This is a genomic window from Nonomuraea guangzhouensis, from assembly GCF_019396345.1.
Lineage (GTDB): Bacteria > Actinomycetota > Actinomycetes > Streptosporangiales > Streptosporangiaceae > Nonomuraea > Nonomuraea guangzhouensis.
Genome location: NZ_JAHKRM010000035.1, coordinates 14,535 through 40,681 on the forward strand (window position 1 = coordinate 14,535; position 26,147 = coordinate 40,681).

The following is a 26,147-nucleotide window of genomic DNA, read 5'->3' on the forward strand; positions in this document are numbered from 1 at the left end:
GATGGTGGCGTGGTCGTCGTGGTTTTCGCGCGAAGACGGTGTCGTCTTGATCTTTGTACCGGGGGCAGGTCGCCAAGATGGCGCGCACCACCTCCGTGGGACGGTATCCGGTACCGGTTCGGGTTGGGCGCGTCGTGCACCGTGCCGGACGCCTGACGCCTGCCCGCGGCACGCCGGGTGTCATGGATGCTCGTCTGGTCCTTCCAGCCGCGAAGCGCTTGACGCTCGCTGGCCTTGGGCCAGTTGTGGGCCACAGCCAGCTTCTCCATCCGGGCCTTTACGTTGAGATGCCAGTTGCACACCGCGTCTGGGTTGACGTTGACTGCGGCCAAACACGAGGCGTGGGTTGTTCCGCCACCCGCCGCGCCTTCAGGAGACGCGTAGCCGCGATAACGCTGTGGGCTCTTTGCGTGCTCTTCGGTTGCGGCGCCTGAATTTAGCGGCGGCACGGGTTTGGTCTATAAGGTGTTCCTTCTCGTGCTCGGCGAGGAGAGCTACCCAGATGGAACGCGCCTGCTGATAGAGCCCTCTTCCCATCTCCCCGTAGCCCTCCGGCCGCTTGGCCCGGAGGATCAGGAACTCGCCTCCCTGGCAGGCCCACTCGTACGCCCCACAGCATGAGGTCTCCGTGATCCGAATGCGGTCCCTTGGCCGAAGCAGGGACTCCCACCGTGGTGCAGGCAGATCAGGAAGCTGGACCACGACACGTCGCTTCGACGGCGTACGCCTGCAGGTAGCGGTAGACGCTCCGGCGACTCCGCTGCCACGTGCAGGCAAAGGCGAGTTCCAGGGACGTGTGGGCCACCAACTTCTGCTGAAGGCCACAGGCGATCTCCTCGGTGGCCAGTTTGGGCAGCGGCCTTGCACGCCAATCGCCGAGAGGGTCACGCCAGACGTAGAAGCGTCTGAACGCGTCCAGCAGGTCCGGGTCAGGCACAGCTGAGTGGGCCATCGTGGACATGTCGTCAGCGAGGTGTGTAGCCCTGTCGTGGGCGTTTCGTGGTTCTGCCAGGCCACGAATGGCGGTCGTCGCCTGTTCGTTCGCCCGCGAGCGCCTGTTCAAGCCGGCGTCTGTTCTTAGCTCCCGGCTTGCCTTGCCCCCGTGGTCATTGCCGGGGGGTCATGGCGCGCCTCACTACGCTTGCGCAGGATGACCCATGTCCGATGCCCGCTGTGGTCGCCGGACGCGCCGAAGGATATGGCGGCGCTGGATAGTTCGGCTGTCTCGAAGCCCCCGGTGTCGTCGAAACCGCCCGGATCGTGGACCTCGATGCGCAGGCTGTCGGGAGTCACGTCGATCTGTGTGTGGATGAGTTCGTTTCGCTTGGTGCGCCGGATGGCAGCAGACACCAGAGCGCGGGTGGCTTGCTCGGCGTCGCTTGCGAGATCCGGGTGTTCAGTCTGGGCGACAGCGCGTGCCCAGTGGCCGACACTCTCGATGCACGTGTCGGCGGGGGATAGAGACAGCCGGTACACCACGCAACCTTCTGTGTAGGTTCGGTATCTGTCCGTAAGCTTGAAGCTTGCTGGTAAGGCTGTCACGCTACCGGCGTGGATCGAGATGCTGATCGCCCCATGTATCTCCGCGTAGCAGACACGTTGCGCAGGAGGATCGCGTCAGGGGAATTTCAGGAAGGCGATCGCCTTCCGTCTGTGCCGAGCCTGGCGACCGATTTGGGCATCTCGCGCTCGACGGCTGCTGAGGCGCTGAAGGTGCTCATCTCCGAAGGCCTCGCCGTTGCTCGATCCGGCTCGGGCACTTATGTCCGTCTGCCCCGGGAGCCGCAACGGATGATCCGCGCGTGGCATCGTGCGACCCCGTACGGCTCGCCGTTCAGGCAGGACATGGAGCGGCAGGGCCGTGAGGCCGGCTGGACCTACAAGTCACAGACGATCCAGGCCCCACCAGAGATTCGCGACCGTCTGGGCCTTGATGAGCACGGGGGAGACGTGGAAGACGTGGTGCGAACTGACTATGTCTTCTTGGCCGATGGGGAGCCGGTCATGCTCTCGACCAGTTGGGAACCGCTCGGAGTTACCCGTGGGACGCCGATCGTGTTGCCGGAGGACGGGATGTTGGCCGGTCGCGGAGTGGCCGAGCGCATGCTGAGCATCGGCATGCCCATTGACGACTGGGTGGAAGAGGTCGCGGCACGGCTCGGGACGGCCGAGGAGTGCGAGCGTCTGCAGCACCCGCCCGGCTCGATCATGGTGACGATTCAACGTACGTACTACGCCGGGGAGACGCAGGTAGAGACGGCAGACATCGTGGTACCGGCCGACCGGTTCGCACTGGTCTACAGCGGCAAGATGGGTCGTGCCTCAGTCTCCGACAAGCTATCCGCCGGGGAGGGCGCCTGATCTCGGCTCGCGACCCGGTTCTCCGGAACCGGGCGGAGGGCTTCAACATCTCCGACCTGTTCCAGGCGGCGACGGAATGCTTCTGGTTGCGGGCTTTACGCGCATGAACTGACGCTCGCACCCGAGTCGTGTCGCACTTGCCCACAAGAATCGGGATCGGCTCACACTGGCCCTTCGACCAATGGGGACGCTTCCTGCCCGAGCACACCACCGCCGTCAGTCTGCTGGACCGACTCCTGCACCACAGCATCGTCGTGGTCACCGAGGGCGAGTCCTTCCGCATGAAACAGGGACGAACCAGGACACCAGCACGCCTCACCAAGAAGTAGTCAACTACGAAAGAGCGGGGACCTTAATCCGGCCACCAGCCGCGACACGCACCTGACCATTGACAGCGGTTCTAGTCGCCGACCAAGACGAACACCGTACAAAGGGGCGGGCCTTTCCCGGAGTCCCGCCTGTCGCTGACGCTCGCAGGTGGATTCCCGTGCAAAGGCTCCACCGATCCGCGAACGTATTACTCCCTTGCCGAGCCAACCCGGCTGGCATATGGGTGAGACATCGCCTGCTGGAGGAAACTTTGGCACCCAACCGATGGCCGACCGGCACCTTCATGCACCGTTTGACGGACGAGCTGCGCTCGGAGCTCCTGGGGCTCGGGACTTTGCGCTCGTTCCCACCCGGGCACGTGCTGATCAGCCAGGGAGATCGCAGCACCTCGGTTTGGATCCTGTTGGACGCGCTGGTCAAGGTGACCGGAGGCGTTGAGAACGGCGTGGAGGCGACCCTGGCGATTCGGGTGTCGGGTGACATCGTGGGTGATATGGCCGCTATGGATGGGTCGCCGCGGTCGGCGACTGTGACCACCTGCGGGCGCGCTGTTTGCCAACAGGTCAAAGGCCCGGTGTTCCGCTCTTTCGTGGCCCGGCGCCCGGCCGCGGCGCTGGCGCTGACGCAGGTCGTGGCCGAGCGGCTACGTTGGGCCAATCAACGGCGCCTCGACTTCGCCGGATATGAGACGAAGATCTGCCTGGCACGCGTGCTGATCGCGCTGATCTCGCGGCACGGCCGCACCACGGATGACGGCGTGAGCATCGGCATCCCGCTCACTAGAGCCGAATTGGGCATGCTGGTGGGCGCCAAGGAGATCACGACGCAGAAGGCGCTGCGCGAACTGGCCGCGGAGGGGGTCATCCGGCGAGGGCACCGCGACGTGGTAGTGAAGGACCTGGCAGGACTGACTGCGCTTGCCGACCTCCCGTTCCTCGCTAAGCCATATTTCTAAGGCTTCTCCCGCCGGATGGTGCCTCACGGTAGAGCCCACCCGTTCATTGGAGATGCCATGGTCATGCACGATTACCGCGTTCTGCTCACAGCCGACATCGAGAACTACGGCGACCGCACCGACGCCCAGCACCGCACCCTCCAGTCCGGTCTGATCGGCGCCATCGAGACGGCGGCGGACCGCGTTCATCTAAACCGGGAGTCATGGTCGCGCCAGGTGGGAGGTGATTCGCTGACCGCCGTACTTCCCGCCGAACCGGGCCCTCTCGTCACGATTCCCCTTCTCCTCGACCAGTTCCTGACCGAGCTAGACATGGCCATCGCAGCGCGCAACAGCCGGCGCGACGACCCCACCTGGGCGCGGATGCGCATTCGGCTGGCCATCCACGTTGGACCGCTGCAGCTGGACGGCGCGGCCGGGTGGCCCGGGCAACATGCCGTGCAGCCCGCGAGAATGCGTGATTCGGCACCGATACGGGCCGCGCTCGACACCTTCCGCGACGCCGACCTGGCGCTGATCATCTCGCGGGAGGTGTTCCGCGACTACGTGTCACAGGGACCGGGACGGCCGAGACCATCGGAGTTCCTGGAGGTCGCGGTAGCGGAGAAGAAACAGGAATATCCGGCCTACCTGTACGTGCCGCACTTCGATGTCCACGACATGGAAATTCCGGAGCCCCCGCCGTCCAGAAAGAACGATCTGTCACCATCTTCGCCGAGGAGCGGGTCGATCACGAACAAGGCCAAGAGAGGCGACATTCTCTTCGCGCAAGGGGACATCAACGTCACTCGTGACTCGAAGCGGAGGAAGAAATGAGCGACTCCCCGCCTGAGGAATCGGGCCCTGAAGTCCCGCAGCCGGAAGAACCGCTGGTCGAGGACGCCTCACCCGAGGAGGAGGACGAGACATTTCAGGAACCCGATAACCAACCAATCCGTTATGAAATGGCCACCTCCCGGCAGGAGTGGCAGGAACGCCGACAGAGCTTGGACGACCTGTACGCCGACGAACTGTCCAGCCCCGGCACCCGGGACCTGAGCGGCCGCGTGAGCAACCGCGTCAAGAAGGGAAATCTCTGGTTCGCCCAGGGCGACATCCACGTAGGCCAAGGGCGGCCACAACCGACAGCGACGATCAACGAACTGACGGAAACCGAGATCGCGGACCTACGGCGAACGCTGGTACCGACCCAGTCACAAACCGAAATACGCAGGCTGCTCGACAGCCGGCGCCTGATCCTGCTCGGTGGAGCGGCCGAGACGGGAAAGGCGACCACGGCCCTGGCGGCGCTGCTCGACTGGGGTGGCAGGGTGAGCTGGATCATGCCGCACGGAGCGAGCATGCCGAACCCCCGCGACTGGAAACTTGAATCGGGGCACGGCTATTTGCTGGACCTGGTCGATACGCCCAATGCCGTCGACAGGGTGACCACGAGTCTCAAGCGTGCCGGTGTCAACGCGGACTACAGGATGATCGTCCTGGTGCCGGAGCACATTCAGTCCTCCATCGCGCCCGTGATCGAACACGACCCACCGCCGAACCGCCGGATCTTCACCCAGCATCTGTCCGTTCAAGCATCGGGCGCACGGCTTGCCGCAGACGATCAGCAGATTCTGGACGAGGAGCTCCGCGCCCTCTCCGCGCCCTGGCAGGTGGTCGAACTGGTCAGGCAGGTGGCCGCCACGATGGAGTCCGGCAGCCCCATCGAGACCATGCTGAACCGGCGATTCCATCGAATGCGCGCGAAGGTGGGCGAGAACCTCGAAAAGCGCAGGCCAACTCTGGGCCGGTGCTTCATGACCAGCATCGCCGTACTTCACGGGCTGCCCGAGGCGGAAATCTCCGGCGCGGCCCTGGCCCTGGCCGAACGGCTCGACGAGAAGTGGCGTCGTGATCATTCGCCGAAATCGGTCCAGCTTTGGGAGAACCTGCCGGCCTGGCTGAAGTACGTGGATGCCGAGGCCACACCCACCGGGCCCGGCGGCGGGCGAAGCATCAGGCTGAGACGCCCCGAACTGGCGGCCGTCATGCTGCGCGTGATCTGGGAGGACCAGCCGACCATCCGCGACTCGCTGGTCGACTGGCTGATCTGGCTCGGCGGCGAGGGATCCTGGCATACGAGGATCAAGGTCGGGCACGCGGTCGGAAAGCTCGCGACCTTCGACTTCTCCCTCGTCAACGAACGGTTCCTGGAGGTGTGGAGCCGCTCCCGCCGATCCCGGGACCATCAACTCGCCGCCCTGGCACTGGAAGCCGCCGCCGAGAACCCATCGATGACCCGCCGCGTCCACCTCCATCTCGATTCGATGATCCATGGCAACGACGCGAAGAAGGCGATCGCGATCCGCGCCTACGCTTCGTCCGTCGGCCTCTCCGCACCTGACCAAGCCCTCGCCGCGTTCAGGACTCTGGTCCTGAGCAGGGGCGTCAAGTTTCACCACGACGTGGCCCAGTCCATCGCCTACCTCTATCGCAGGAACACCGCGCCCACCATCATGAACCATCTCGCTGACTGGGTCCGTGACGGAGGAGCGGTCGGTCGTCGCGGCGCCGCCCTCGCCTTCGGACGACTGGCCGCACTGCCCGTCTCAAGCCCCGAGCGGCCGCATCCCAGTGACCTCGATCCCCATCCCTCCCTGGTGATGCTCTGGCGCAACGCGCTCAGCTACGAGGAAGAGGGGCGCCTGGTCGTGCCCGAGTCCTGGGACCTGCTGCTGAACGAATGGCTGCGCCATTACGGCGAGCGGCCGACCGTACGGGAGATCACGGACCAGATCTTCAGCCTGACCGATGTGCGGAACGCCGAGCGAGCACTGCTCTACCTCCGGCTCTGGCGGCACCACGGCGAGATCTCCGCCGAACTTCACCATCACCTGCGTCAACTCATTCACAGGAGCTGATCTCATGCGCAAATGGCTGGCACCCATGCTCTACCGCATCCAGCAGAACCAGCCCGAGGCCGAACCGCCCATCGACATCGAGCCGTTCGTGCTGTCCTCGCCCGCCAAGGGCGACGCTTACGACTTCTCCGTCACCCTGTTCCGTACCGCGACCTCGGGCGGGAAACGGACCTCAGCTCTGTTCAGTGATGAAGTGCCCGAGGCGGAGGCGGTCCTCCAGCGCGCGTGTCAGGAGGTACGTTCGACCACCCGGCGATTCGAGATCACCGTGCCGGGTGCGGCGGAGCAGGCCACGAACGAGAGACTCCAGGCGATCTCAGGCTCAATGACAGGTGTCTACCGGTGGGCGGTCAGAGGCGAGGTCAACGTTCCCGAGGAGATACGCCAGCTCAACCGGGCTGCCCACAAAAGACAGCATGACATCAGAGCCGACGCCGACGCCGCGCTGCTCCGGATCAAGAGCACCGACGAGGTCCGGCGGGAGTGGCAGGACTTTCTCACCACCGTGGTGGGAAGCGCCCAGGTGGAGCACGCGATCAAATTGGCTGTCTCCCCGGAGCAACTACCGCAGATCATCGCGGAGCTCGTCGAGCAGCGGCAGCAGGGAGCGCAACAACTGCTCGGCACCGTCGACTCGATCATGCAACGCTACGAGACGGTGGACATGCTCAACTTCGTCGTCAGCAACGAAACTGTACTCCGCAGAACCCTGGAACTCCTCGGCCTGCCCATTCCGCCGCTGGAGGACGACACGCTGCTGGTAGGCCAAGCGTGAGGTGCTCGCCGGAGCAGCGCCATCCAGCGACCGCGCGGTCACGGCGAAGATCCGGTGAGCACGACGTTGATGAGCGCCGCGCTCACCGTGGCCGCCATTCCACCCAGGAGCAGCCAGAACCCCCAGCGGATAAGGCGATATTTCTGCCCGACGATGTGGCTGACCCGGTACAGCTGATCAGCGACCCGCTCCAGGTTCAGTGTCGAGGACCGCATGAGAGCGCCGGCGACGGTCGCCGGGGAGTCGAGGTGAAGGATGTCGGCGTAGTACATGGCGGCACCGTGAATTTTTCGCCGATCCAACCGCGGATAGACCGCGCTGGCGAGCACCACCGCAGACGCCAGAGCTGCCGCCGCCCCAACCCACCACAACCACTCGACGGCGTTCGATAACGCGAAAGGTGACCAGCTTCCCGCGAGGAGGCCGCCAGTGACGGCGCCAAGGCCGATGCCAACGATGCCGAGAAGGACCTGGGCCTTGGTGTCCGCCTTGTTGAGCTCCTCGCGGGCTTCTCTGAGCAACTGTGTTCCGTAGGCGCACGCATCGTCCTCGGCTGCCTGCCGTTGGTCTGGAGCGGCTTGGGTGAGGGCTCGCGCGATCTTGTGGAACACGAGGAACCTCCTGGCCGGGGGGCGATCACAACGCAGAGCATTCCACGACCGCCCTGGGTTGAAGCCCGTGATGCGCTTCGCGCCCGCTGTACACCACGTCAACAGGAGGCTCTCGGCATGATCGTGGGCCACGTGTGGGCCATCCATGACCTTGATCGCGTGACATTCGTGCTTCGCCCCTGGCCAAGGGCATGCCCACAAGCAAACCTGCAATGCTCTCCGGAGTCGGGTGCGTAGGTTCGAATCCTACAAGGGGCACACGATCTTGACCGGCGGGTTTGGCCGCTGAGCAGGGCGAATAGCGTACGAACGGGCGGGCCTCCAGTCTCACGGAGTCCCGCCCGTTCTCGCTGAAGCTCGCTGGTTGTGGACCAGTTGTGGACCATGATCGAGCTTTTATCGGCGACGCCTCATCCCGCAGGACGGCTCACGGCGGGTGAGGTGTTCATGCGCCAGGCCTGCCGCAGGATGACGGCCAGGCACACCACTTCCACGGCGGCCAGGACCAGGTAGTGGGGTTTCGCCGATCCGCCGCCGATGATGAACGCCGCGGTCAGCGGGACCGCCACCAAGGTGACCCGCCGGGTCACCGCCGGTTTCAACACACGCGACAACACCACCATCACGATCGGGATCTCGACCATGACCGCGGATCCCACCAGAAGCAGCGGGGTGACGGGAACGCCCTCGGCATGCCCCGCCATGAGCCCCCGCAGAAATTCGGCGTTCATGAAACTGAGGACATCCGCGTAGAGCATGGTGAACATCACGACGATCCACAGGGTGGAGAGTGTTGCTCGCACGTCACTCATTTCGGCCTCGGCGCCTTTCTGGGTCGTTGGACGGGGGCCAGGGGATTCCCGGCCGGTTCCGCGCGGTTGCCGGCGATGACGGAAGCTGCCCGTACCGGTCATGGGGACAGGCTGGCGCGACGGGCGGGCGCATCGCTACGGCCGCAGGTCGGCGCCCGGATGGCCGAAGGTTGGCGGTACGGGATCTACTTTGGTCGGATTCCGCTGGATCGGGGGCGGCCGTACGCTTTGGTCGTGACGACCCCGGCAGGCCTGGACCATCGGATCCTGCTCCCCGCCAACGCGCTCAGCGGCCCCGAGTCCGCCCCGGCGCGCCCGCCCGGACGCACCAGGCGCGACTGGGCGGCCGATGTGGCGTTGTTCCTGCTGGCCATCGGCCTTACGGCGCTCGGCGTGGTGGACGGCCTCGGCCAGCATCCCGCACCGGTGCCGTTCGCGGTGGACGCCGCCCTCGGCGGGCTGAGCTGCCTGGGGGTGTGGCTGCGTCGGCGCTGGCCGGTCGGCTTCGCGGCGGTCGCGGTGGCGTTCAGCGTCTATTCGATGTCGGCCGCGGGGGTGGCGCTGATCGCCCTGTGCACCGTCGCGGCGCACCGGCGCGTGGCGGTGGTCGGCCCGATCGTGGCCGGGTGCGTGCTGGTGCCGTTCCTGACGCCGCTGGTCCGGCCGGACGTCCCGGTGCCGCCCTGGTGGCAGGCCCTGCTGGGCTTCGCCTGCATCGCCGCGGTGCTCGCCTGGGGGATGTTCGTACGAGCCCGGCGGCAGTCCCTGCGTGAACGGGCCCGGCGGGTCGAATCCGAGCGGGAACTGCGCCTCGCCCGGGTCCGCCAGTCCGAACGCGACCGGATCGCCCGGGAGATGCACGATGTGCTCGCCCACCGCCTGTCCCTGCTCAGCCTGCACGCCGGGGCGCTGGAGCTTCGTCCCGACGCCGCGCCCGAGGAGGTCGCCCGGGCCGCCGGGGTGATCCGCGACAGCGCGCACCGGGCGCTGGAGGATCTGCGCGAGGTCATCGGCATGCTCCGCGCCGGCCTCGACCGTTCCGGGGAGGGGCCGGAGCGGCCCCAGCCCACCCTGGCCGATCTTCCCGACCTGGTCGATCAGTCACAGCGCGCGGGCATGCGGGTGCTGCTCGACTGCCGGGTGGGGGAACCGGCGGCCGCGCCCGCGGTGATCGGGCGCGGCGTGTACCGGATCGTGCAAGAAGGGCTGACCAATGCCCGCAAGCACGGCCGCGACGGCCAGGTGTCGGTGGCCGTCGGTGGGGCGGCGGGGGAGGGGCTGACGGTCGAGGTGCGCAACCCGGCCGGCGCCACCGCCGCCGCCGGGATCCCGGGCGGCGGCAGCGGCCTGATCGGCCTGGCCGAGCGGGCCGGCCTGGCCGGTGGACGGCTGGAGTACGGCCCGACCGCCGCGGGTGAGTTCCGGCTGTGGGCATGGCTGCCGTGGCCGAGGTGAACGCCGCGATCCGGGTTCTCATCGTGGATGACGACCCGCTGGTACGGGCTGGCCTGGCGATGATCATCGGCGGTTCGCCCGAGCTGAGCGTGGTGGGCGAGGCGGCCTGCGGAGCCGAGGTGCCCGCCGCGGTGGAGGCCTACGCCCCGGACGTGGTGCTGATGGACATCCGCATGCCCGTGCTGGACGGCCTGGCCGCCACCGAGCTGCTGCGTGCCCGGCCCGACCCGCCCGAGGTCGTCGTGCTGACGACCTTCGACGCCGACGAGTACGTGCTGCGCGCCCTGCGCGCCGGGGCCAGCGGCTTCCTGCTCAAGCACACGCCGCCTGCCGAGATCCTGCGCGCGATCGTACGGGTTTCGGCCGGGGAGCCCATCTTGTCGCCGACGGTGACCCGCCAGTTGATCGCCCACGTCGCCGACACCGGCGCCGCCGCCCGGCGGCAGCACGCCGTACGCGTGCTGAGCCTGCTCAGCGAACGGGAACGGGAGGTGGCCGTCGCCGTGGGCCGGGGCAGGTCCAACGCCGAGATCAGCGGCGAGTTGTTCATGAGCATCGCGACCGTGAAGGCCCACATCTCGCGCATTCTCGACAAGCTCGACCTCAACAACCGCACCCAGATCGCCCTGCTCGCCCACGACGCCGGCCTGACCGGCTGAACCTCACCCCGGCGGCCCTCATGAGGGGTCTCCTTCGGTGTCGGGGTACTGGAAGACGTCGTCGAGTCCGGACCGGAACACCCGGGCGATGCGGAATGCCATCTCCAGCGAGGGGGAGTAGCGACCCTGTTCGATCGCGATGATGGTCTGGCGGGTGACGCCGACTCGGTCGGCCAGCTCGGCCTGGGTCATCTCGTCGTGCGCGAACCGCAGGGCCCGGATCGTGTTGGTGACCTGCGTCGGCTTCACCACGTCTGGAAGCCGCCCTTGCGGTACGCCATGATCTTGGCAAACGAGCTGAGCACCGAGGACAGCACGAACGCCAGGTAGACGGCGTTGGCGATCCAGAAGTGGCGCAGCTCGGCGATGGCCATGACCAGTGCGGCGAGCGCGCCGATGATGACGATCGACTGCCCGATGCGCTCACTGACCTGGTTGATCTCACGGTCGCGCTCGTCAGTGCGGTCGCTGCCGTGGCCGCCCGCGATGGCCATCGCGATGTTGGCCACGATCGCGGCGACGATGGCGCCACCGATGGTCCACAGCAGAGTTCCCGCGTAGGCGACGTCGGTGAGCGGGCCGTCGCCGGCCCGGCTCAGGACGGTCGCCACGTAGATCGTGTACGCGGCGACGGAGACTAAGATCATCAACCAGGCGCGCTTTTCCTCGAAGGCCATGCCCGCTCCTCACGTAAACAAAGCTGACATCAACCAATGTAAAGCGCTCTGGACATCGTGTCAAAGTTTATTTACACGCATGGTCGGCGACGCCGTGGCGCCCGGCGCGGCGTTGCTACGAAACGTCCACAGTGTGCTGGACGCGCAGGTCGCACCGGCCCGCCCTCATCGGAAGAGCCCGCGGAATTTGGGCTGCTCCGGTTCGCGCCGCTGGGCGGCACCCTCGCCGCCGCCCGGTGGCAGACGCTACGAGCGCGGCTTGCAGGATGCGCACGCCGCGCGTATTGGTTACAAGAACGAGCCGGTGTACCGGCGGTCTTTCACACGATCGTAGATCTCACGTAACCACGGCTGACCAACCAGCGGCAGCCGCTCCAACGTCCTGAGGAACACCTTCCAATCAGGCCGGAAAAGACTGTTCGGCAGCAGCGGCGGCGAATCATCGCGGCGCACATCTGCGGGCATCCGGGCTGCCGCCTGCGCGAGCTGCCGATCGTCGTTGAAGGCCAGGTAGGTCCATACGTCGGCGGCCAGCGGGACTACCGCTTCTCCGCTGCACGGCCATACTTCGCCGGTCTGCGGATGTCGCGGCACCATGGCGATGTTGGTGATCTCGGCGGACAGGCCGGGCCCGGTCAAGGCAAGGCGCTGTTCGGGCGGTCCTGGAGGGAGCAAGGTATCGAGCGCCCGGCGAAGCACCTCGGCGACAAGCCCGTCAGGGACGATCACGCGCTTGCCGCCCGACACCGCCAGCAAGTGAGCCAGCGCCACCGCGATCGCGGCCATCCACTCCAGGCTCCACCATCCTGGCTGTTCAATGGGCGGTATGCCCGGATGGACCTCCCGCAGCTCCTCCCAGCCGACCACCCGACAAGCGGGGCCATCGACGGCGACCGGACGCACGGCGCCCGGGTCAAGCCACACCACCTGCCAGAACCCGCAGTCGTCAACGCGGGTCGCCACCGGACACTCGCACGCGGCGCACGCCAGGTTGGGGCCGTACCGGCCGTCCCAGCCACAGCAGCAGCCGCCGTACCGCTCCGGAATGAACATTGTCCTCCGGACATCGCCCGGCGCGACCCCGATCCTTCCCGGGGCCCCCGACAGGGTGTACATCTGCCGGAACACGCCACGGCCTTCCGCCTCAACCTCCCAAGGCTGCCACGGATGTCCGTCTCCGGGGTCCACCGCGTAGGTCCCGGGCTCCAGAAGCGCAGGCAGCAGGTCATGTCCGTACTTCTGGCCAGCATGGTCGGGAAGCGCGACCTGCGATACCCGGGCAGTCAATACAGCGCCGCACCCCGTACAGGCGAAAACGACCAAGCACCCTCCCCTGCCTTAACGATGCGATCATGCTGGCGCAAATCCTGGCTTTCGTGAACCGATCACCACCGAAACGCCGTCTCAAGCGAGATCTTGCCACCACTTTCGGCGTCGGCAAGGCGGTCGGCCAGTACGGAAGGACGGGGGCCAACAGCACCGTGACGACCGCCGAGCCGGCTGCACGGCGAGTGAGAGGCGTCGAGCGCCACAACAGAGGTCGGGTTGCCCGGGAAGCCGGCGTCGGCGACGGCGGGATCGGCGGCCCGTCCGGGGAGCCGTGAAGCTGGGCTGACCTTCCGCGAGCGCTGGGCGCATGTGCCCGCCCCTCGCGGTGGGCGACTTCAGACGGCTGCGAGCGACCAGAAGTGGTTGTCGTTGTTGCCTGCGGACAGACGCCGAGGGCCAGGTGCTGTTCAGGACAAGCGCGCGGTGTTTTCTCGATGTCCAAGTGGATGCGCTCTGACCTGCGGTTTCATTTGTCCAACGGGGCGAGCGCCACTTTGGACGACCTCTGGACAAAGATCCCTTGGCCGAGCGGAAAGCCGCGTGCCAGCATGACGACCGGGACGCCGTGGTGGACCTGGACGGTGGCGGCGACGAGTGACAGGCCGAGTCCCAGGCCGTCGCCGGTGGCCCTGCGCCGGCCGGACGACCCAGATGAGATGTATCCACAATGCATATGCCGCATCCCGGCGAAACTCATTACTCCGGAAGGAACCCGATGCGAGTCCTTGCTCTCCTGGTTGCGGGCACCGCTTTCTTCGCCGCCCCACTGACCGCGCAGGCCGCCACCGGCTCGGCCGCAGGCCTGACCCCGGTCGCGAGTTCGAGTGCCCAGCGCGTGACCGCCGCCTGGCCCTCCTGTGTGAAAGCCACCCGCACCAAGCTGAACAACAGCGGTTGGTCCGATCCCAAGTGGCAGGTCCGGGTGGCCAACAACTGCGCCAGCAGGACCAAGTACTCGATTGTGCGCGACCGGCAGTCCGACTTCGACTATGTGGCGGTCGCCCCCGGTAAGACCAGCTCTCGTAACATTGGCAAGTACTCCTTCGGGCACAGTGCCTCCGAGCCCGACGGCGTGAAGATCTACTACCGGGGCACCCGCTACACGAAGCGCTTCTGACGCAAGGGCGGGCGGCAGTGGACTTCTCTGCCGCCGCCCCCATTTCGATGTGTGCAAGGCGGCCCGAGGGGGCCCTCGCGGTGCGGTAGCGTCCGGCGGCATGGTCGCGGATGTCTGGAACCGATTACGCACGGCCGCCCCGCGCGGCGCCACGGCACTGATCGCCGACAGCGCTCTGGGCGCGCTCTTCCTGGCCCTGTACCTGGCCGAACGGCTCGTGGTGGCCCCCCTGCCGAGCGCGAGCCTCCCGGCCGCCCTGGCCTGCGGGCTCGGCATCGCGGCCGGCCTGGCTCTGCGGCGCCGTACACCCCTCCCGGCCTTCGTCCTCGGCGCGACGGCCCTCGTCGCCGGCGTAATCGTCGCCGCCCCCAGCGTGCTCGCGCCGTACGCGAACCAGATCGGCGTGTACTCCGTCGGGCTGCACGCGACGCGGCGATGGGCTCGCTGGGGGCTGGTCCTCACGATCATCTACATAGCCGCCTACTTCGTGGCCGTCCGGCCCACGCCCCGGCCCGCGTCCATCGGCGGTGTGGTGTTCGTGTGGCTGCTGACCTGGCTGGTCGGGTACGGCACGGCGCGGCGGCGCGAGGAGCAACTCGTCGCCCGGCGGCTGATGCGGCGCCAGGCCGTCACCGAGGAGCGGGCGCGCATCGCCCGCGAACTGCACGACCTGGTCGGACACACGGTCAGCCTCATGCTGGTGCAGGCCGGGGCAGGGCGGAGGGTGCTCGACCGCGACCCCGCCAAGGCCCGCGAACTCCTCCTCGGCCTCGAGCAGACCGGCCGCGCCGCACTCGCCGAACTCGACCGCGTCCTCGGTGTGCTGCGCCGCGACAGCCCGGGAGACGACGGCGAGACCGGCCAGCCCGGGCTCGCCGGCCTGCCCGAGTTGGCCGGGCGCATGACGGAGGCCGGGATCGAGGTCCGGGTCCAGATCGACCCAAAACCGCCGGAACTGCCCCATAGCCTGGACCTCTCGGCGTACCGGATCGTCCAGGAGGCCCTCACGAACGCGCTCAAGCACGGCGACGCGACCTCCGCGACCGTCACCGTCCGCCACGACGGCGGTTCGCTCGACATCGACGTGCGTGATGACGGACGCGGGTCGCCTCCCGGCTACCAGCCGGGACGCGGCCTGCTCGGCATCGGCGAGCGGGTCGCCCTGTTCGGCGGCACCCTGTGGCACGGCCCGGCCGGCGCGGGCGGCTTCCGGCTGCGCGCCGTGCTCCCGTTGCCCACGAGCTCCGCTCTTTCACCCGGGGGCGTCGCCGCCTCATCCGAGGGAGGCGGCCCGTCGTCCGGTGACGGCCCCTCCGCCGAGCGGGAAGGACCGGTGACATGACCGTCCGTGTGCTGCTCGCCGACGACGACGCGCTGCTCCGGGCGGGGGTGGCGGTCGTGCTCGCCACCGCCGACGGGATCGAGGTGGTCGGCGAGGCCGCCGACGGCCTGCGGGCCGTGGCCCTGTGCCGGTCCCTCGCGCCGGACGTCGTCGTGATGGACGTGCGGATGCCCGGCCTGGACGGCATCGAGGCGACCCGGCGCATCGTCGCGGCGGGGCTGCCGGCCCGCGTGCTCGTGCTCACCACGTTCCAGTACGACGAGTACGTATGGGGCGCGCTGCGCGCGGGTGCCAGCGGCTTCCTGCTCAAACGCGCCTCACCCGAGCGGCTGATCGACGCCGTGCGCACCCTGGCCGCGGGCGACGCGCTGCTGGACCCCGCGGTCACCCGTGACCTCATCGGCCGGTTCGTGGCGATATCGCCGGACGCGCCCGCCGCGCCGGCGCCCCACTGGTCACGGCTCGCCCAGCTCACCGAGCGCGAACGGCAGGTGCTGCGCCTCATCGCGGAGGGCTACTCCAACGAGGAGATCGCAGACCTGCTCGCGATCGCCGAGTCGACGGCCAAGACCCACGTGAAGCGCATTCTCGCCAAGATCGGCGCCCGTGATCGCGCGCAGGCGGTCGTCATCGCCTACCAGAGCGGTCACATGGGCGAGGGCCGTTCCTGAGCGCGGGCACGTGCCCCCGACGCGCGTCCGGGGTCGCGTACCCCCTCGGGGGTACGGGTGCTCACCCCGGCGGGGGGACGCTGCGCGGGCGGCCCGTCCGTAGCGTCAGCGGCCATGAAGGAATCCCTCAACGCTCCCGCCGGGTCGCCGGCCCGCCGCGCCGGTTGGGCGGCGATGACCGTCCTGGCCGCCGCCGTCGTCGTCCTGACGTCCCCGTATCTCACGCTCGATCCGGACGTCTTCCTGGAGCCGCAGAAGGCGGTGTACCTCGCCCGCCAAGGCTCCCTCTTCCTCCACGTGGCCGGCGGGGTGGTGGCGCTGGCGCTGGGGCCGGCGCAGTTCGTGAGCCGGCTGAGACGGCGTTTCCCCGCCGTGCACCGCTTCACCGGCCGCGTCTATCTCACGGGCGCGCTGGCGGCCGGGGTCGGCGGGCTGCTGCTGGCGCCGACCAGCTACACCGGGCCGGTGGCCGCCCTGGGGTTCGGCACGCTGGCGGTGCTCATGCTGCTGACAGCCGTGGCCGCCTTCGTCTCCATCCGGCGTCGCCAGGTGGACCGGCACCGGATCTGGATCACCAGGTCGTACGCGCTCATCTTCGCCGCGGTCACCTTCCGGCTCTGGCTCATCGTGCTGCGCATGTCCGGGGTCCCGTTCGACGACGCGTACGTGTGGGGCGCATGGCTGTCATGGATGATCAACCTGCTGGTGGCCGAGCTGGTGATCAGGACGACCTGGCCCGCTGGTGGACGGCCCGAACGAACGGCGGGATGACCCTAGGGAGCCTGCGTGCGATACGTGAGCGGTTCTGGGCCCGGCTCTTTGTCATGGGCGGAGCATCCGTGCTCGGCGCGATCGTGGCGGCCGGAGCTGGCGACAGGGAGGAGCGATGGCGATGGTTCAGTGCTCGCACAGGGAGAACTCTCGCTCGTAGAGCTGCTCGTTGTGTTCGTCGACGAAGAATTTGCGTTCCTGCATGAGTTGTTCGCGGTAGCTCTTGGCCTGCTCCAGCGTCATGGTCGATGTGGCGGACCATGGCTGTTGCGGCGGGACATCAGCTGTCGACACGATCGTTATCGAAGGGTCGACCAGGAAGAACGCCAGGATTTTGCGGTATCCCGGCCGGGTGGGGTCCGTGAGGCGAAACGAGCCGACGCGGTGTTGCAGGATGTTCGGGAACGCCAGGCAGCGGCCCGCTGGGGTCGATGCCGATCCCAGCACCTGATTCAGTGGGTCTTCGTTGTTCAGGCCATAGACCTCACTCACGCCGATGTCATCATTCTGTTCGTAGTCCGGGTCGTCGACCGCCGCGCGGAAACTCAGCCGACTTTCTGTGATGTTCTCGCTGTCCCAGTAGTAAATGCCGGTCGAGACGATCCGCTCGTTCATCATCCCCTCGACATGCCAGGAACCGCCGGGGTACTCGGGCTTGTCCGGGGTGAGGTGAATAGTGGCGAGCTTGACGATGACCTGGAGACGACGGCCGCGCAGGTCGACTCGAGCGGAGTCATCGGGCAACGCGGGCGAGATGAAGACCGGGGCGTCCGGGACGATCGGTCCGCCTGCATCGTAGGCGTCGTCGTCGGAGGGTTCGGCCGGCTCGTCCGGGGCCTGGTCGTACCACGTGTAAGGATCGGCCTCGATCCGCAGGGGCCGCGGATGGCGCAGATCGGTGAGCACGTTCTCCAGCAGCGGGCGCAGGCGCGCGAACAGGACCGGCAGGACGGAGGCGAGTTCGCGATGAGCCACGGGGTGGACATTGTTGACGTACGACCGGAAGACGACATCGCCGTCGTCGCCGACCTCGACATCCGTGGGCAGCCACTGGAATTTCTCCGAGAATTCGTACCGCGAACTGCCGGCTGCCGGGATCTGCCATACCCGCTCGGGTGCGCCGCTCACCTGACGTACCAGGCAGAACAGTGAGGGATGAACCAGATCCAGTACCTGTCCATCGGATCCCGGATGCCAATCCTGTTCCGCTTCGGGGACCTGTTCCAAGACCCGAACCGCCTCGCGCAGCCGGGACCTGAGCTCGTCGTCGACCAGTGTGTCCGACTGCCACACCCCATCGACGGCGGACACCTCGATGCCGGTTCGCTCGTCCCGCAGCTCGGCGTAGTACGCGAGTTCGGCAAGCACATAACGAATCTGCGCTTCGGTCAGGCCCTCTGCAGCCGCTTCTCGCGTCCACTTGGCGATGATTCCGGCGTCGTTCATCTTGACGAACCACGCTGGCTTCGCCCGAATGTGGGCGCTGCACTGCATCATCTGGAGTTCCCGCAATGTTCGGGGCTTCGCGAACGATATTGTGCGGGCGGCAAGAAAGGGCAGTGGGAAAGCAGACAGGTCAGTCAATTCTCTCGGTCCTCCCAGTTGATGCGTAAGCATTCATCAGCTCAGTGATGCTGGCTGGTCAGTCGGGCAGGGCGATCGGGGGCGTCCAGAGGTGGCCGGTGAAGGCTCGGCGGATCGCGTCCAGGGCGTTCAGGCCGCGCTCCAGCAGGTTGCGGCCCGGGGCACGTGGAATCACCTCGCGGGCCAGGTGCGCCTCGCACAACTGATGGCGGGCATCGGGGTAGCCGTCATACGGGGGCAGCGAGTCGGCCCGTAACGCAGCGATGACCCGCGTCTGCTCCACGACCAGGGCGGCAGGCTCGTCATACGACGGACACCCATCCCCAGCCTGCACCGAAAGATCATCCCACGAGCAGCGCGACGCTCAGGCCGGGCCCGATCTTGAGCCCTGATGAATGCTTACGCCTGAGCCATAGGCAAGGTGCGCGGGTGCCGTCTCGCCGTAGCGCAAAGCCGCATAGCCGGGCAAGCCACCGAGAACGCGAAGCGACGTATCCTTCGCCTGTGGGACTGCGGTTCAAGACGCGCGAGTCGGACTCGACGTGGGTCGACACCGTGTGGACATGCACGAGTGAGCAGGTCACTGCGATGACGTCCGTCGCAGGGGTGCGTTGGGGCCTGGTGTTCTGGGAACACGCCGGCCGGGCGTACACGGGCATCACCGGTCCCGAGACCCGGACCGGCACGGCGCCGGTGCCGGAGGGCGCGACCTTTACCGGCATCGAGTTCGCTGTGGGCACCTCGTTGCGGGCCGTGCCCACGCCGGCGCTGGTCGACGGCGGCATCGGGCTGCCCGGCACCACGCGCCGGACGTTCCGGCTGGACGGCACGCGCTGGGAGACGCCCGGCCCCGACGACGCCGAGGCTCTGGTCGAACGTCTCGTCCGGGCCGGGATCGTGGTCCGTGACCTGCTCTGCGTCGAGGTACTGCGGGGTCACCGCCCATCCGTCTCGGGGCGTACGGTCGAACGCCGGTTCCGCGCCGCGACCGGACTGACGCAGGGCACCGTCCGGCAGATCGAGCGCGCCCGCAGGGCGGCGCAGCTGCTGGCTGCCGGCGACCCGGCCACCGACGTCGTCGCCAAGCTCGGCTACTGCGACGAGCCGCACCTGGCCCGCGCCTTGCGCTCCTACGTCGGACGCACCGTTGGGCAGCTGCGCGAGGGCGCCGGCGGCGCGATCGCCCTCGACCTGGATCAGCGCCTGACGTCGTAGACCAGCTTCAGGATCCCGTTCGAGTAGCTCTCCGATTCCCGCAGGGTCAGCATGTGCTTGTCCCGGTCGGCCCGGCCGAACAGGCTCTTCCCGGCACCGAGCAGCACGGGAAAGACAAGCAGGTTGTACTGGTCGATCAGCCCCGCGTCCGACAGCCGCCGGGCCAGCTCCGCGCTCCCGTGGATGAAGATCGCACCGCCCTCACCCTCCTTGAGCGCCGCGACGTCCTCGGTCGAGCGCAGGATCGTGGTCGGCCCCCATCCGTCGACGATGGCGTCGTCGGACAGCGTGGTCGACACCACATACTTGGGCAGTTCCTTGTAGTCGGCGTGGTCCTCCGAGCCGGGCCAGCTCGCCGCGAACGCCTCGTAACTGCGACGGCCGAACATCAGCGCCGTCGTGTCGGTGAGCTCCTCACCCTTGAGCGACCAGGCTTCGGGGACGAACTCGAGGTCCTTGACCACCCACCCGCCGCTGCGGTGTTCTTCCCCCGGCCCGCCGCCAGGCGAGTCCACGATGCCGTCGAGCGACATGAAACCGGTGTAGACCAAGTTACGCACTGTGCCGTCTCCTCATGCTCGGACGAGCTGCCGGGTCCAAGTTAGATCACGGCCGCGGCAGCTGTCTTGAACGGAAACGACAGCGGGTCCAAAACGCGTATCTGAACACCGCCGCGACCAGTTCGGCTCATGGACCAGCCTGAGGGATCAGCAGGGTCACGGGCATATCTCGCGGTACTCCTCCTGCGGCACCACATTCTCCCACTCGACACGGGTGAGGGAGCGGCCGGCGTTGGCGCACGCTGCGGCCACCGGGTCGGGCGGCGTGCGGACGTTCCACAGCCGCGCGGTCTTGTCGCCCGCCACCGAGGCGACGAGCGTCCCGTCGCGGCTGTAGGCGAGCGCGCCGATGTACTCGGTGTGACCGGTCATCGGGGAGCCGAGCGGGCGGTAGGTCCGCAGGTCCCACAGTTGCACTTCGCCGTAGCTGTGGCCGGTGACGAGGGTCTGGCCGTCCGGGCCGAACGCGAGCGCATCCGTCCCACTGCCCGGGATCAGGGCGACGCCGACCGCGCGGCGGCCCGGTACGTCCCACAACTTGATGTTGTCGTTGGCGGCTGTGAAGGCCAGCCGCTGCCCGTTGGGGCTGAACGCCAGGACGGTGACCAACCCGAGCGGGGACGTGTCGGACGGGCCCGGGATCTCGCGGCGGGTGGCCACGTCGAAGAGGCGTACCCGGTTGTCGGAACCCGAGGTCGCCACGGTCCTGCCGTCGGGGCTGAGCGCCAACGCCGTGATGACGTCGGTGTGGCCAGGGACGGTGATGCGTGGCCCGATCTCCTGACGGCGCGCCATGTCCCAGAACACGATGGACTTGTCCTGCGCGGCGGCGAGGAGCCTGCCGTCAGCGCTGATGGCGGCGTTCCGCAGCTTCATTTCATGGGCGATCTCGCGGCGGCTCGCGACGTCCCAGAACCGCAGGCCGTCAAGGCCTTCCGACAGGAGCGTCCGCCCGTCCGGGGCGAAGGCGAGCCGATCCACCCCACGGCGAGCGGTCTTGGATCTCAGCGGGGGTCCGAGGGGGCGCTGGGTGGCCACGTCCCATAGCCGGATCGAGGGGTCCTCGTAGTCGGGCGCACCGGCGGCCAGGATCCGTCCGTCAGAGCTCAGCGCGACGGCCCCCAGCGCGGGCATGGAGGTCCCGACCTGCAGGTGGGTCTGTGGGTCGGCCAGCCGTGCCACGCCGTCCTGGCAGGCGGCGGCGATCAGTTTGCCGTCCGGGCTGAACGCCACGCTCGCGACGCTGCCGACACTGTCGGCGAGCAAGGTGAGCTGTCGCCGGCTGATCGTGTCCCACAGGACGGTGCGACCGCTGTCTCCGCCGGTGAGGATGCGGGTGCCGTCGGGGCTGAAGGCGATCGACTCGTAGCCGGCACGGCGGTCGATGAGCCTGCCCTTCTGCTTGTGCGTGGCCACGTCCCAGAGGCGGCCGGTACGGTCCCCGCTCACTGTCGCGAGGGTGGTGCCGTCCGGGCTGATGGCGACATCGCCGACGGGTTCGGTGTGTCCGGTGAAGGGGGCGCCGATCTGGCGGGACGTGGCGGCGTCCCAGAGCCGCGCGGTCTTGTCCTTGCCGGCGGTGGCCAGGGTCTTCCCGTCCCGGGTGTACGTCACCGCGTAGATACTGCTCTGCGGATCCGGTCCATCGTCCGGGCGGCCCATGGGAGCGCCGCGCGGAAGGTGCGTGGTCGCGTCCCACTGCCGCACGACGCCTTTGAGGTCTCCCGTCGCGATGGTCTTCCCGTCCGGGCTGTACGCGAACGCCGACACGACCGCCGTGTGCTTCAGGGGCGCACTCACCTCGCGATGGGTGGTCACGTCGTAGAACCGGACGGTGTCGGAGCACGCCGTGGCCAGCGTACGGCCGTCGGGGCTGAAAGCCAGGTTCACGGTGGAGCACTCGTACTGCGGACGGGTGATCGGGGCGCCGAGCTGGTGCCGCGACGCCGTGTCCCACAGCCGCGCCGTGCCGTCGTCGCTTCCCGTCGCGATGATCGAGCCATCAGGGCTGAACACCACCGCGTCGAGGCTTTTCTTGTCCCCGCTGACGTTCCCCCGGCCGGTGCGGGTCGCCGCGGACAGCACGCGGTTGCGGGCCTCGTCGGTGGGCGCGATCCGCCAGGCCGCCACGGCCAGCATCGAGGCCAGGGAGCTGTTGCCGGAGACCTGGCTCTGCGCCGACAGCTGCCGGGAGCTCGCCAGTCTGCGTTTCTCATCGGCTTCGTTCGCCGCGTTGACGGCGGCGCCGGCCCCGATGAGGGCGAGCACCGACAGCACCGCGAGGCCGGCCGTGACCAGGCGGCGACGGCGGCTCGCCCGCCGCGCCTCCCGCGTGGACACCGCGAGGAAGCCCGCCACGGTGGGACCCGGCGGCGGGAAGCTGTCGGCATCGCGGTCCCAGCGCGGCCTGCTGTCCTCGACCGCCAGCAGCCGGGCGCCCCGGTACAGGAAGGCTTGGTCGCGGTGGTGCTCGACCCACTGCGCGGCATCCTCGACGAGCTGGTCGTATACCGCTTGTGCGGCCATGTCGGGTTCGAGCCATTGGCGCAGCGTCGGCCACGCGGTCAGCAGCGCGTCGTGGGCGATCTCAACGCTGTCCTCGTACAGGGTGAGCAGCCGCCGATCGGCGAACGCCGACACCAACGCCTCCACCTGACCCCGCCGCTGCGCCGATTGCGCCGACGCCGCCGCGTGAACCTCGGCCAGGCTCACTCGCCGCCGCGCCAGCAGCCCACCCGCGGTGATCAACGTCATCCGCCGAAACACCCTCAGCGCTGCCTTACGATCCTCCGCTGACAACCGTCCGAGAGCCTCATCGGCTGTGCGCTGTACGGAGTCGCGGACCCGGCCGGACTGCTCGTAACCCCGGACGGTTAATCGGCCCCTCTCACGTCGCTCCCAGGTGTTGAGCAGAGCCTGCGACAGAAGGGGCAGGGCCGCGACCTCGTAGCGATCGGCCCGGTCGGTGAGCAGCTCGCCCAGGATGGTCTCCACCAGACCGGGCTCGATCTCCAGGCCGACCGCGGCGGCGGGGCCGGTGATGGCCAGCCGCAGATCCGACTCCGTCATCGGCTCGACGATCACCTGACCATCCTGGATGGCCCCGGCGAACTGCGGATAGGCCGCACACCGATCCCAGTAATCCGCACGTACACCGAGAATCACACCGGCGCCCCGTGGCCCGGCGGTCAAGGCGTGCAGCACGTTCACGAACGCCTGACGCTCCTGCTCCTCGGACACCAGCGTGAACAGATCCTCGAACTGATCGACGACCAGGACAAGACGCCCGTCCGACGGCAGCTCCCGCGACATCGCCGCCCGCGGATCGTCCCGCAGCCGCTCGTACACCGTCTCGACAGAGCCGCCGAACGTCTGCGTCCATGCTTCGGCAAGTGCTCGAAGGGGCGTCGCGGTCGGTGTGATGAGCAGACACGGCCAGTGCTTCGATCCGGCGACCGGCAGCCTCCCCTCCGCCAGCGCCGGCAGCAGCCCCGCCCGCAGCAGCGACGACTTGCCCACCCCCGAGGCGCCCGATACCAGCAGAACGTCCCCCTGCTCGGCCAGACGCCGCCCCAGGCGATCAAGAAGGTTGCGCGTCGCCCGCGCCCGCCCGAAGAAGAGCTCGGTTCTGTCCGTGTCGAACGGTGCGAGGCCTTGGTACGGGCACGCGTCGGACGGAGATGGCGGGACACTGAGCGGGAGGCCCATCGGCGCCTGTGCGTGCGGCCGTCGGCGGCCGTCTCCCTGACCCATGGCTGTCATTCTGGTCAATTGCCGCGAAGCTGATCAAACGCAATCGACTCCCGCCTACGACAGAAGTGACTGATGGGAACAAAGTGAGACATTGGGCATGGCACCATTTCTGGAGTGAATGAGGTCAAGCAGGTGCCTCGGGGTGGGGATCGGCTGATCCGTGCGTCGATGACGATTGTGGTGCTGGCGGTCGCGGCGGTGGCCGCGTGGGTGTCGTACTGGCATGCGGTGGCGGTGATCGAGAGGTACGGCGCCGAGGACGACTTGTCGGCGCATCTGGTCCCGGCGACGGTCGACGGAATGATCTACGCCTCCTCGATGGTGCTGCTGTGGTGTGCCCGCTACCGCCTGGCTGTGCCGGCACTGGCCCGCTGGGCGCTGGCGCTGGGAGTCGCCGCGACGCTGGCGGCGAACATCTTGCATGGGGTCGAGCGGGGACCCGTGGCCGCGGCGCTGGCCGCGTGGCCGGCGATCGCGTTGGTGATCTCCTACGAGTTGATCATGTGGGTGGTCCGGTCGGGTCGCGAGATCGCCGATCGCGCGCACGACTCAGGGCAGCCGGAGCGAGCGCTCGCCGAGCCCGCGGACCCGAGCCTCGCCTCAGACCAAGTGCAGCAGGAGCCGGCGGTGCACGCCACGCCGCCGGTCGTCCAAGGTGAGCTGACGCGGGAAACCGGTGAGCGCCGGTCGGCGTCCGCCGAGCCCGAACCGGCGGTTACAGAGGCAGGCCAAGAGACGGGCGAGGCTCGGGAGGACAGCGACCGGCGAGCCCAGGTGGCGGCCCTGCTCGCTCAGGATCCGAAGATGACCGGGACCGCGCTCGCCCGAGCGCTCGGGGTGCACGAGTCCACCGGGCGCAAATACCGCCGCGAAGCACTCAATGGCCACAACCGTTCTGCATAGCGCTGGTCGGCTCGAGCGCTACTTCAGGTCGAAGGCAGGCGGGATGGAGGGGTTGATGACGAAGGTGGCGCCCCAGCCGAGCGCGAAGGCCAGGGCCGCGCAGCCGATCTGGGCGAGGGCTGTGGGGGTGGGCACGAAAGGCAGGTCTCCGAGGTCGCCGAGGGCCGCCGCGGGCAGGAACAGCAGCAGCGCGGCTCGTCGCCCCACGGCGGATCGGCACGCGTACCCGGCCGCCAGCGCCACCACGACGAGCCATGGCACTGGCTTCCAGATCACGATGTCGTGGTAGGCGATCACATCCACCCAGCGCACTATGGCCTTGCTGGCGGTCAGTCCTATCAGCGCGAGCGGACCCCACAGCAGGAAGGCACGCCAGGGGATGAGCGTGATCGCACGGTGCGCCGAGGGGGCGAAAGCGATGATGATCGCGGTCACCTCGGCCAGCAGGACGGGGCCGTGATTCGGGAACAGCAGCGTGTCCAGATCCAGCAGGCGCGGGTGGCCGGCCTGGAACAGCACGAACGCGACCGTGCCGAGCACGGCGATCCACCGGCGGCGGAGCAGCAGGGCCAGCACAGGCAAGGCCGCGACGACGACAGGCTCGGTCGGGAGCAGCGTCCAGGTCAGTCGCTCCCAAGCGGTGCCGTAGCCGTTGTTCAAGGTCTCGGCGGCCTGCAGCAGACGGAGCGCCAGCGCGCCGGTCAGCATCAGGAACGGCCACAGCGCGACGGCGAGGGCCAGCCCGTCACGCCAAGCGGGTGCGGAGACCGGGCCGAAGGTCCGCCGGCCGTGTACGCGTAGCGCGCCCCACAGCAGGTCGGCCGCGTCTGCCGGGTATGGACGGGTCTGGCCGGGCTGTGCCCCGGCCAGTAACACGCTGATCATCTCTTCCTCGTGCCGTGCCCGGTGGTCGCGCGGGTAGCAGGCCAGGAGGCGGCGGTAGCGGGCTTCGAGCGGGCTCATGCCATGCCTCCCGAGCCGGCGGCACGCAGGCGCGCGGTGGCCGCTCGCGCGTGCCGGCTCATCCGCTCGGCCTCCGCCGCCAGCCTGGCCGTGCCGTCGCCGGTCAGCCGGTAGTAGCGCCGGATCCTGCCGTCCACGATCTCCTCCCGGTCCTCGGCGATGAGCCCTTCCGCCTGGAGGCGGTCGAAAGCGGCGTACAGGGTGCCGGCGCGTAGGCGGACCTGGCCGTCGGAGATACGTGCTACGTCGGTGATGACGCCGTACCCATGCTGTGGACCGGCAGCTAGCGCGGTCAGGATCAGGAAGCTGGGTTCCTGCATCTGCCTCATGTGATCAATATATACTGATCGTCTACCTATGCCAGAAGAACCGGCTATCTTCTCGGCCAGCGTGATCGTCTCGAT

Annotated in this window: 27 protein-coding genes and 1 pseudogene; 16 read left to right on the top strand and 12 right to left on the bottom strand. The window is 68.2% G+C overall.

Annotated features, from left to right (window positions below; translation table 11 throughout):
• Positions 1 to 1,077: 1,077 nt before the first annotated feature.
• Positions 1,078 to 1,479: a hypothetical protein gene (locus KME78_RS50225; RefSeq protein WP_219537110.1), complete on the bottom strand. Its 402-nt coding sequence runs from the start codon at positions 1,477 to 1,479 to the stop codon at positions 1,078 to 1,080.
• A gap of 72 nt (positions 1,480 to 1,551) precedes the next feature.
• On the opposite strand from KME78_RS50225, the gene KME78_RS50230 reads away from it, so the two are divergent.
• The 6 genes from KME78_RS50230 to KME78_RS50255 all read left to right on the top strand — a co-directional run bounded on the left by KME78_RS50230 (position 1,552) and on the right by KME78_RS50255 (position 7,321).
• Positions 1,552 to 2,361 carry a GntR family transcriptional regulator gene (locus KME78_RS50230; RefSeq protein ID WP_308127431.1) on the top strand — a complete coding sequence of 270 codons (810 nt, stop codon included), beginning with the start codon at positions 1,552 to 1,554 and terminating at the stop codon, positions 2,359 to 2,361.
• A gap of 137 nt (positions 2,362 to 2,498) precedes the next feature.
• Positions 2,499 to 2,690 (top strand): ATP-binding protein, encoded by a 192-nt coding sequence (locus tag KME78_RS50235; protein ID WP_281429105.1) that lies wholly within the window; start codon positions 2,499 to 2,501, stop codon positions 2,688 to 2,690.
• 284 nt (positions 2,691 to 2,974) lie between these two features.
• Positions 2,975 to 3,646 carry a Crp/Fnr family transcriptional regulator gene (locus KME78_RS50240; protein WP_219537216.1) on the top strand — a complete coding sequence of 224 codons (672 nt, stop codon included), beginning with the start codon at positions 2,975 to 2,977 and terminating at the stop codon, positions 3,644 to 3,646.
• A gap of 57 nt (positions 3,647 to 3,703) precedes the next feature.
• A complete protein-coding gene (locus KME78_RS50245; RefSeq protein WP_219537112.1) occupies positions 3,704 to 4,462 on the top strand; it encodes a hypothetical protein in 759 nt (252 codons plus the stop codon).
• Positions 4,459 to 6,546, top strand: coding sequence for a hypothetical protein (locus KME78_RS50250; protein ID WP_219537113.1), 2,088 nt, complete (start codon positions 4,459 to 4,461; stop codon positions 6,544 to 6,546). Before KME78_RS50245 ends, KME78_RS50250 begins: the two co-directional genes overlap by 4 nt.
• A gap of 4 nt (positions 6,547 to 6,550) precedes the next feature.
• Positions 6,551 to 7,321, top strand: coding sequence for a hypothetical protein (locus tag KME78_RS50255; protein WP_219537114.1), 771 nt, complete (start codon positions 6,551 to 6,553; stop codon positions 7,319 to 7,321).
• Between the two features lie 38 nt (positions 7,322 to 7,359).
• Here the strand turns inward: KME78_RS50255 and KME78_RS50260 are convergent, their stop codons facing one another.
• A complete protein-coding gene (locus KME78_RS50260; RefSeq protein ID WP_219537115.1) occupies positions 7,360 to 7,932 on the bottom strand; it encodes a Pycsar system effector family protein in 573 nt (190 codons plus the stop codon).
• A gap of 175 nt (positions 7,933 to 8,107) precedes the next feature.
• Between KME78_RS50260 and KME78_RS50265 the strand changes: the two are divergent.
• Positions 8,108 to 8,190: pseudogene (locus KME78_RS50265) on the top strand.
• Between the two features lie 152 nt (positions 8,191 to 8,342).
• On the opposite strand, the gene KME78_RS50270 reads toward KME78_RS50265, so the two are convergent.
• On the bottom strand, positions 8,343 to 8,846 hold the full coding sequence (locus KME78_RS50270; protein ID WP_219537116.1) for a DUF6326 family protein: 504 nt from the start codon (positions 8,844 to 8,846) through the stop codon (positions 8,343 to 8,345).
• A 132-nt stretch (positions 8,847 to 8,978) separates the two neighbouring features.
• Here KME78_RS50270 and KME78_RS50275 point away from each other — a divergent pair, with 132 nt between their 5' ends.
• Together KME78_RS50275 and KME78_RS50280 are read left to right on the top strand one after the other, a co-directional pair.
• Complete coding sequence (locus KME78_RS50275; protein WP_308127432.1) at positions 8,979 to 10,199, top strand: sensor histidine kinase; 1,221 nt, start codon at positions 8,979 to 8,981, stop codon at positions 10,197 to 10,199.
• Positions 10,178 to 10,858, top strand: a complete 681-nt coding sequence (locus tag KME78_RS50280; RefSeq protein WP_219537118.1) for a response regulator — start codon at positions 10,178 to 10,180, stop codon at positions 10,856 to 10,858. Before KME78_RS50275 ends, KME78_RS50280 begins: the two co-directional genes overlap by 22 nt.
• Positions 10,859 to 10,876: 18 nt before the next feature.
• On the opposite strand, the gene KME78_RS50285 is transcribed toward KME78_RS50280, so the two are convergent.
• The 3 genes from KME78_RS50285 to KME78_RS50295 form a co-directional block, all read right to left on the bottom strand.
• The gene (locus tag KME78_RS50285) at positions 10,877 to 11,110 is read right to left on the bottom strand and encodes a helix-turn-helix transcriptional regulator (RefSeq protein ID WP_219537119.1); all 234 of its coding nucleotides are present in this window, start codon (positions 11,108 to 11,110) and stop codon (positions 10,877 to 10,879) included.
• Positions 11,104 to 11,535 (bottom strand): hypothetical protein, encoded by a 432-nt coding sequence (locus tag KME78_RS50290; protein WP_219537120.1) that lies wholly within the window; start codon positions 11,533 to 11,535, stop codon positions 11,104 to 11,106. Before KME78_RS50290 ends, KME78_RS50285 begins: the two co-directional genes overlap by 7 nt.
• A 288-nt stretch (positions 11,536 to 11,823) precedes the next feature.
• Positions 11,824 to 12,858 carry a hypothetical protein gene (locus KME78_RS50295; protein WP_219537121.1) on the bottom strand — a complete coding sequence of 345 codons (1,035 nt, stop codon included), beginning with the start codon at positions 12,856 to 12,858 and terminating at the stop codon, positions 11,824 to 11,826.
• A 29-nt stretch (positions 12,859 to 12,887) separates the two neighbouring features.
• On the opposite strand from KME78_RS50295, the gene KME78_RS50300 reads away from it, so the two are divergent.
• The 5 genes from KME78_RS50300 (at position 12,888) to KME78_RS50320 (ending at position 16,765) form a co-directional block, all read left to right on the top strand.
• Entirely contained in the window at positions 12,888 to 13,139 is a 252-nt protein-coding gene (locus KME78_RS50300; RefSeq protein WP_219537122.1) for a hypothetical protein, read from the top strand.
• 440 nt (positions 13,140 to 13,579) lie between these two features.
• On the top strand, positions 13,580 to 13,981 hold the full coding sequence (locus KME78_RS50305) for a hypothetical protein (RefSeq protein ID WP_219537123.1): 402 nt from the start codon (positions 13,580 to 13,582) through the stop codon (positions 13,979 to 13,981).
• Between the two features lie 100 nt (positions 13,982 to 14,081).
• A complete protein-coding gene (locus KME78_RS50310; RefSeq protein WP_219537124.1) occupies positions 14,082 to 15,323 on the top strand; it encodes a sensor histidine kinase in 1,242 nt (413 codons plus the stop codon).
• Positions 15,320 to 15,994, top strand: a complete 675-nt coding sequence (locus KME78_RS50315; protein WP_219537125.1) for a response regulator — start codon at positions 15,320 to 15,322, stop codon at positions 15,992 to 15,994. The genes KME78_RS50310 and KME78_RS50315 overlap by 4 nt, the downstream gene beginning before the upstream one ends.
• A gap of 114 nt (positions 15,995 to 16,108) precedes the next feature.
• On the top strand, positions 16,109 to 16,765 hold the full coding sequence (locus tag KME78_RS50320) for a DUF2306 domain-containing protein (RefSeq protein WP_219537126.1): 657 nt from the start codon (positions 16,109 to 16,111) through the stop codon (positions 16,763 to 16,765).
• A 126-nt stretch (positions 16,766 to 16,891) separates the two neighbouring features.
• Here KME78_RS50320 and KME78_RS50325 read toward each other — a convergent pair whose 3' ends face one another.
• Positions 16,892 to 18,382 carry a DUF4246 domain-containing protein gene (locus KME78_RS50325; RefSeq protein ID WP_281429106.1) on the bottom strand — a complete coding sequence of 497 codons (1,491 nt, stop codon included), beginning with the start codon at positions 18,380 to 18,382 and terminating at the stop codon, positions 16,892 to 16,894.
• Positions 18,383 to 18,407: 25 nt separating this feature from the next.
• Positions 18,408 to 18,683, bottom strand: coding sequence for a hypothetical protein (locus tag KME78_RS50330; protein WP_219537128.1), 276 nt, complete (start codon positions 18,681 to 18,683; stop codon positions 18,408 to 18,410).
• A gap of 170 nt (positions 18,684 to 18,853) precedes the next feature.
• Between KME78_RS50330 and KME78_RS50335 the strand changes: the two genes are divergently transcribed.
• Positions 18,854 to 19,564, top strand: coding sequence for a helix-turn-helix domain-containing protein (locus tag KME78_RS50335; RefSeq protein WP_219537129.1), 711 nt, complete (start codon positions 18,854 to 18,856; stop codon positions 19,562 to 19,564).
• Here the strand turns inward: KME78_RS50335 and KME78_RS50340 are convergent.
• Positions 19,546 to 20,124 carry a dihydrofolate reductase family protein gene (locus KME78_RS50340; RefSeq protein WP_219537130.1) on the bottom strand — a complete coding sequence of 193 codons (579 nt, stop codon included), beginning with the start codon at positions 20,122 to 20,124 and terminating at the stop codon, positions 19,546 to 19,548. The two genes, KME78_RS50335 and KME78_RS50340, sit on opposite strands and share 19 nt — an antisense overlap.
• 156 nt (positions 20,125 to 20,280) lie before the next feature.
• Entirely contained in the window at positions 20,281 to 23,877 is a 3,597-nt protein-coding gene (locus tag KME78_RS50345) for an NACHT and WD repeat domain-containing protein (protein ID WP_219537131.1), read from the bottom strand.
• A 114-nt stretch (positions 23,878 to 23,991) separates the two neighbouring features.
• Here KME78_RS50345 and KME78_RS50350 point away from each other — a divergent pair, with 114 nt between their 5' ends.
• Positions 23,992 to 24,780, top strand: a complete 789-nt coding sequence (locus KME78_RS50350; protein ID WP_219537132.1) for a DUF2637 domain-containing protein — start codon at positions 23,992 to 23,994, stop codon at positions 24,778 to 24,780.
• An 18-nt stretch (positions 24,781 to 24,798) separates the two neighbouring features.
• Here KME78_RS50350 and KME78_RS50355 read toward each other — a convergent pair whose 3' ends face one another.
• Both KME78_RS50355 and KME78_RS50360 read right to left on the bottom strand, forming a co-directional pair.
• Complete coding sequence (locus KME78_RS50355) at positions 24,799 to 25,743, bottom strand: hypothetical protein (protein ID WP_219537133.1); 945 nt, start codon at positions 25,741 to 25,743, stop codon at positions 24,799 to 24,801.
• Complete coding sequence (locus tag KME78_RS50360) at positions 25,740 to 26,072, bottom strand: PadR family transcriptional regulator (protein WP_246653922.1); 333 nt, start codon at positions 26,070 to 26,072, stop codon at positions 25,740 to 25,742. The genes KME78_RS50355 and KME78_RS50360 overlap by 4 nt, the downstream gene beginning before the upstream one ends.
• Positions 26,073 to 26,147: the final 75 nt, after the last annotated feature.

Bases quoted from the DNA above. Each gene is read 5' to 3' on its own strand.
- KME78_RS50240 (WP_219537216.1), top strand. From the start codon at position 2,975: ATGCACCGTTTGACGGACGAGCTGCGCTCGGAGCTCCTGGGGCTCGGG.
- KME78_RS50245 (WP_219537112.1), top strand. From the start codon at position 3,704: ATGGTCATGCACGATTACCGCGTTCTGCTCACAGCCGACATCGAGAAC.
- KME78_RS50250 (WP_219537113.1), top strand. From the start codon at position 4,459: ATGAGCGACTCCCCGCCTGAGGAATCGGGCCCTGAAGTCCCGCAGCCG.
- KME78_RS50255 (WP_219537114.1), top strand. From the start codon at position 6,551: ATGCGCAAATGGCTGGCACCCATGCTCTACCGCATCCAGCAGAACCAG.
- KME78_RS50270 (WP_219537116.1), bottom strand. From the start codon at position 8,846: ATGACCGGTACGGGCAGCTTCCGTCATCGCCGGCAACCGCGCGGAACC.
- KME78_RS50280 (WP_219537118.1), top strand. From the start codon at position 10,178: ATGGCTGCCGTGGCCGAGGTGAACGCCGCGATCCGGGTTCTCATCGTG.
- KME78_RS50290 (WP_219537120.1), bottom strand. From the start codon at position 11,535: ATGGCCTTCGAGGAAAAGCGCGCCTGGTTGATGATCTTAGTCTCCGTC.
- KME78_RS50300 (WP_219537122.1), top strand. From the start codon at position 12,888: ATGCTGGCGCAAATCCTGGCTTTCGTGAACCGATCACCACCGAAACGC.
- KME78_RS50305 (WP_219537123.1), top strand. From the start codon at position 13,580: ATGCGAGTCCTTGCTCTCCTGGTTGCGGGCACCGCTTTCTTCGCCGCC.
- KME78_RS50310 (WP_219537124.1), top strand. From the start codon at position 14,082: ATGGTCGCGGATGTCTGGAACCGATTACGCACGGCCGCCCCGCGCGGC.
- KME78_RS50315 (WP_219537125.1), top strand. From the start codon at position 15,320: ATGACCGTCCGTGTGCTGCTCGCCGACGACGACGCGCTGCTCCGGGCG.
- KME78_RS50320 (WP_219537126.1), top strand. From the start codon at position 16,109: ATGAAGGAATCCCTCAACGCTCCCGCCGGGTCGCCGGCCCGCCGCGCC.
- KME78_RS50325 (WP_281429106.1), bottom strand. From the start codon at position 18,382: ATGCTTACGCATCAACTGGGAGGACCGAGAGAATTGACTGACCTGTCT.
- KME78_RS50345 (WP_219537131.1), bottom strand. From the start codon at position 23,877: ATGGGTCAGGGAGACGGCCGCCGACGGCCGCACGCACAGGCGCCGATG.
- KME78_RS50355 (WP_219537133.1), bottom strand. From the start codon at position 25,743: ATGAGCCCGCTCGAAGCCCGCTACCGCCGCCTCCTGGCCTGCTACCCG.
- KME78_RS50360 (WP_246653922.1), bottom strand. From the start codon at position 26,072: ATGAGGCAGATGCAGGAACCCAGCTTCCTGATCCTGACCGCGCTAGCT.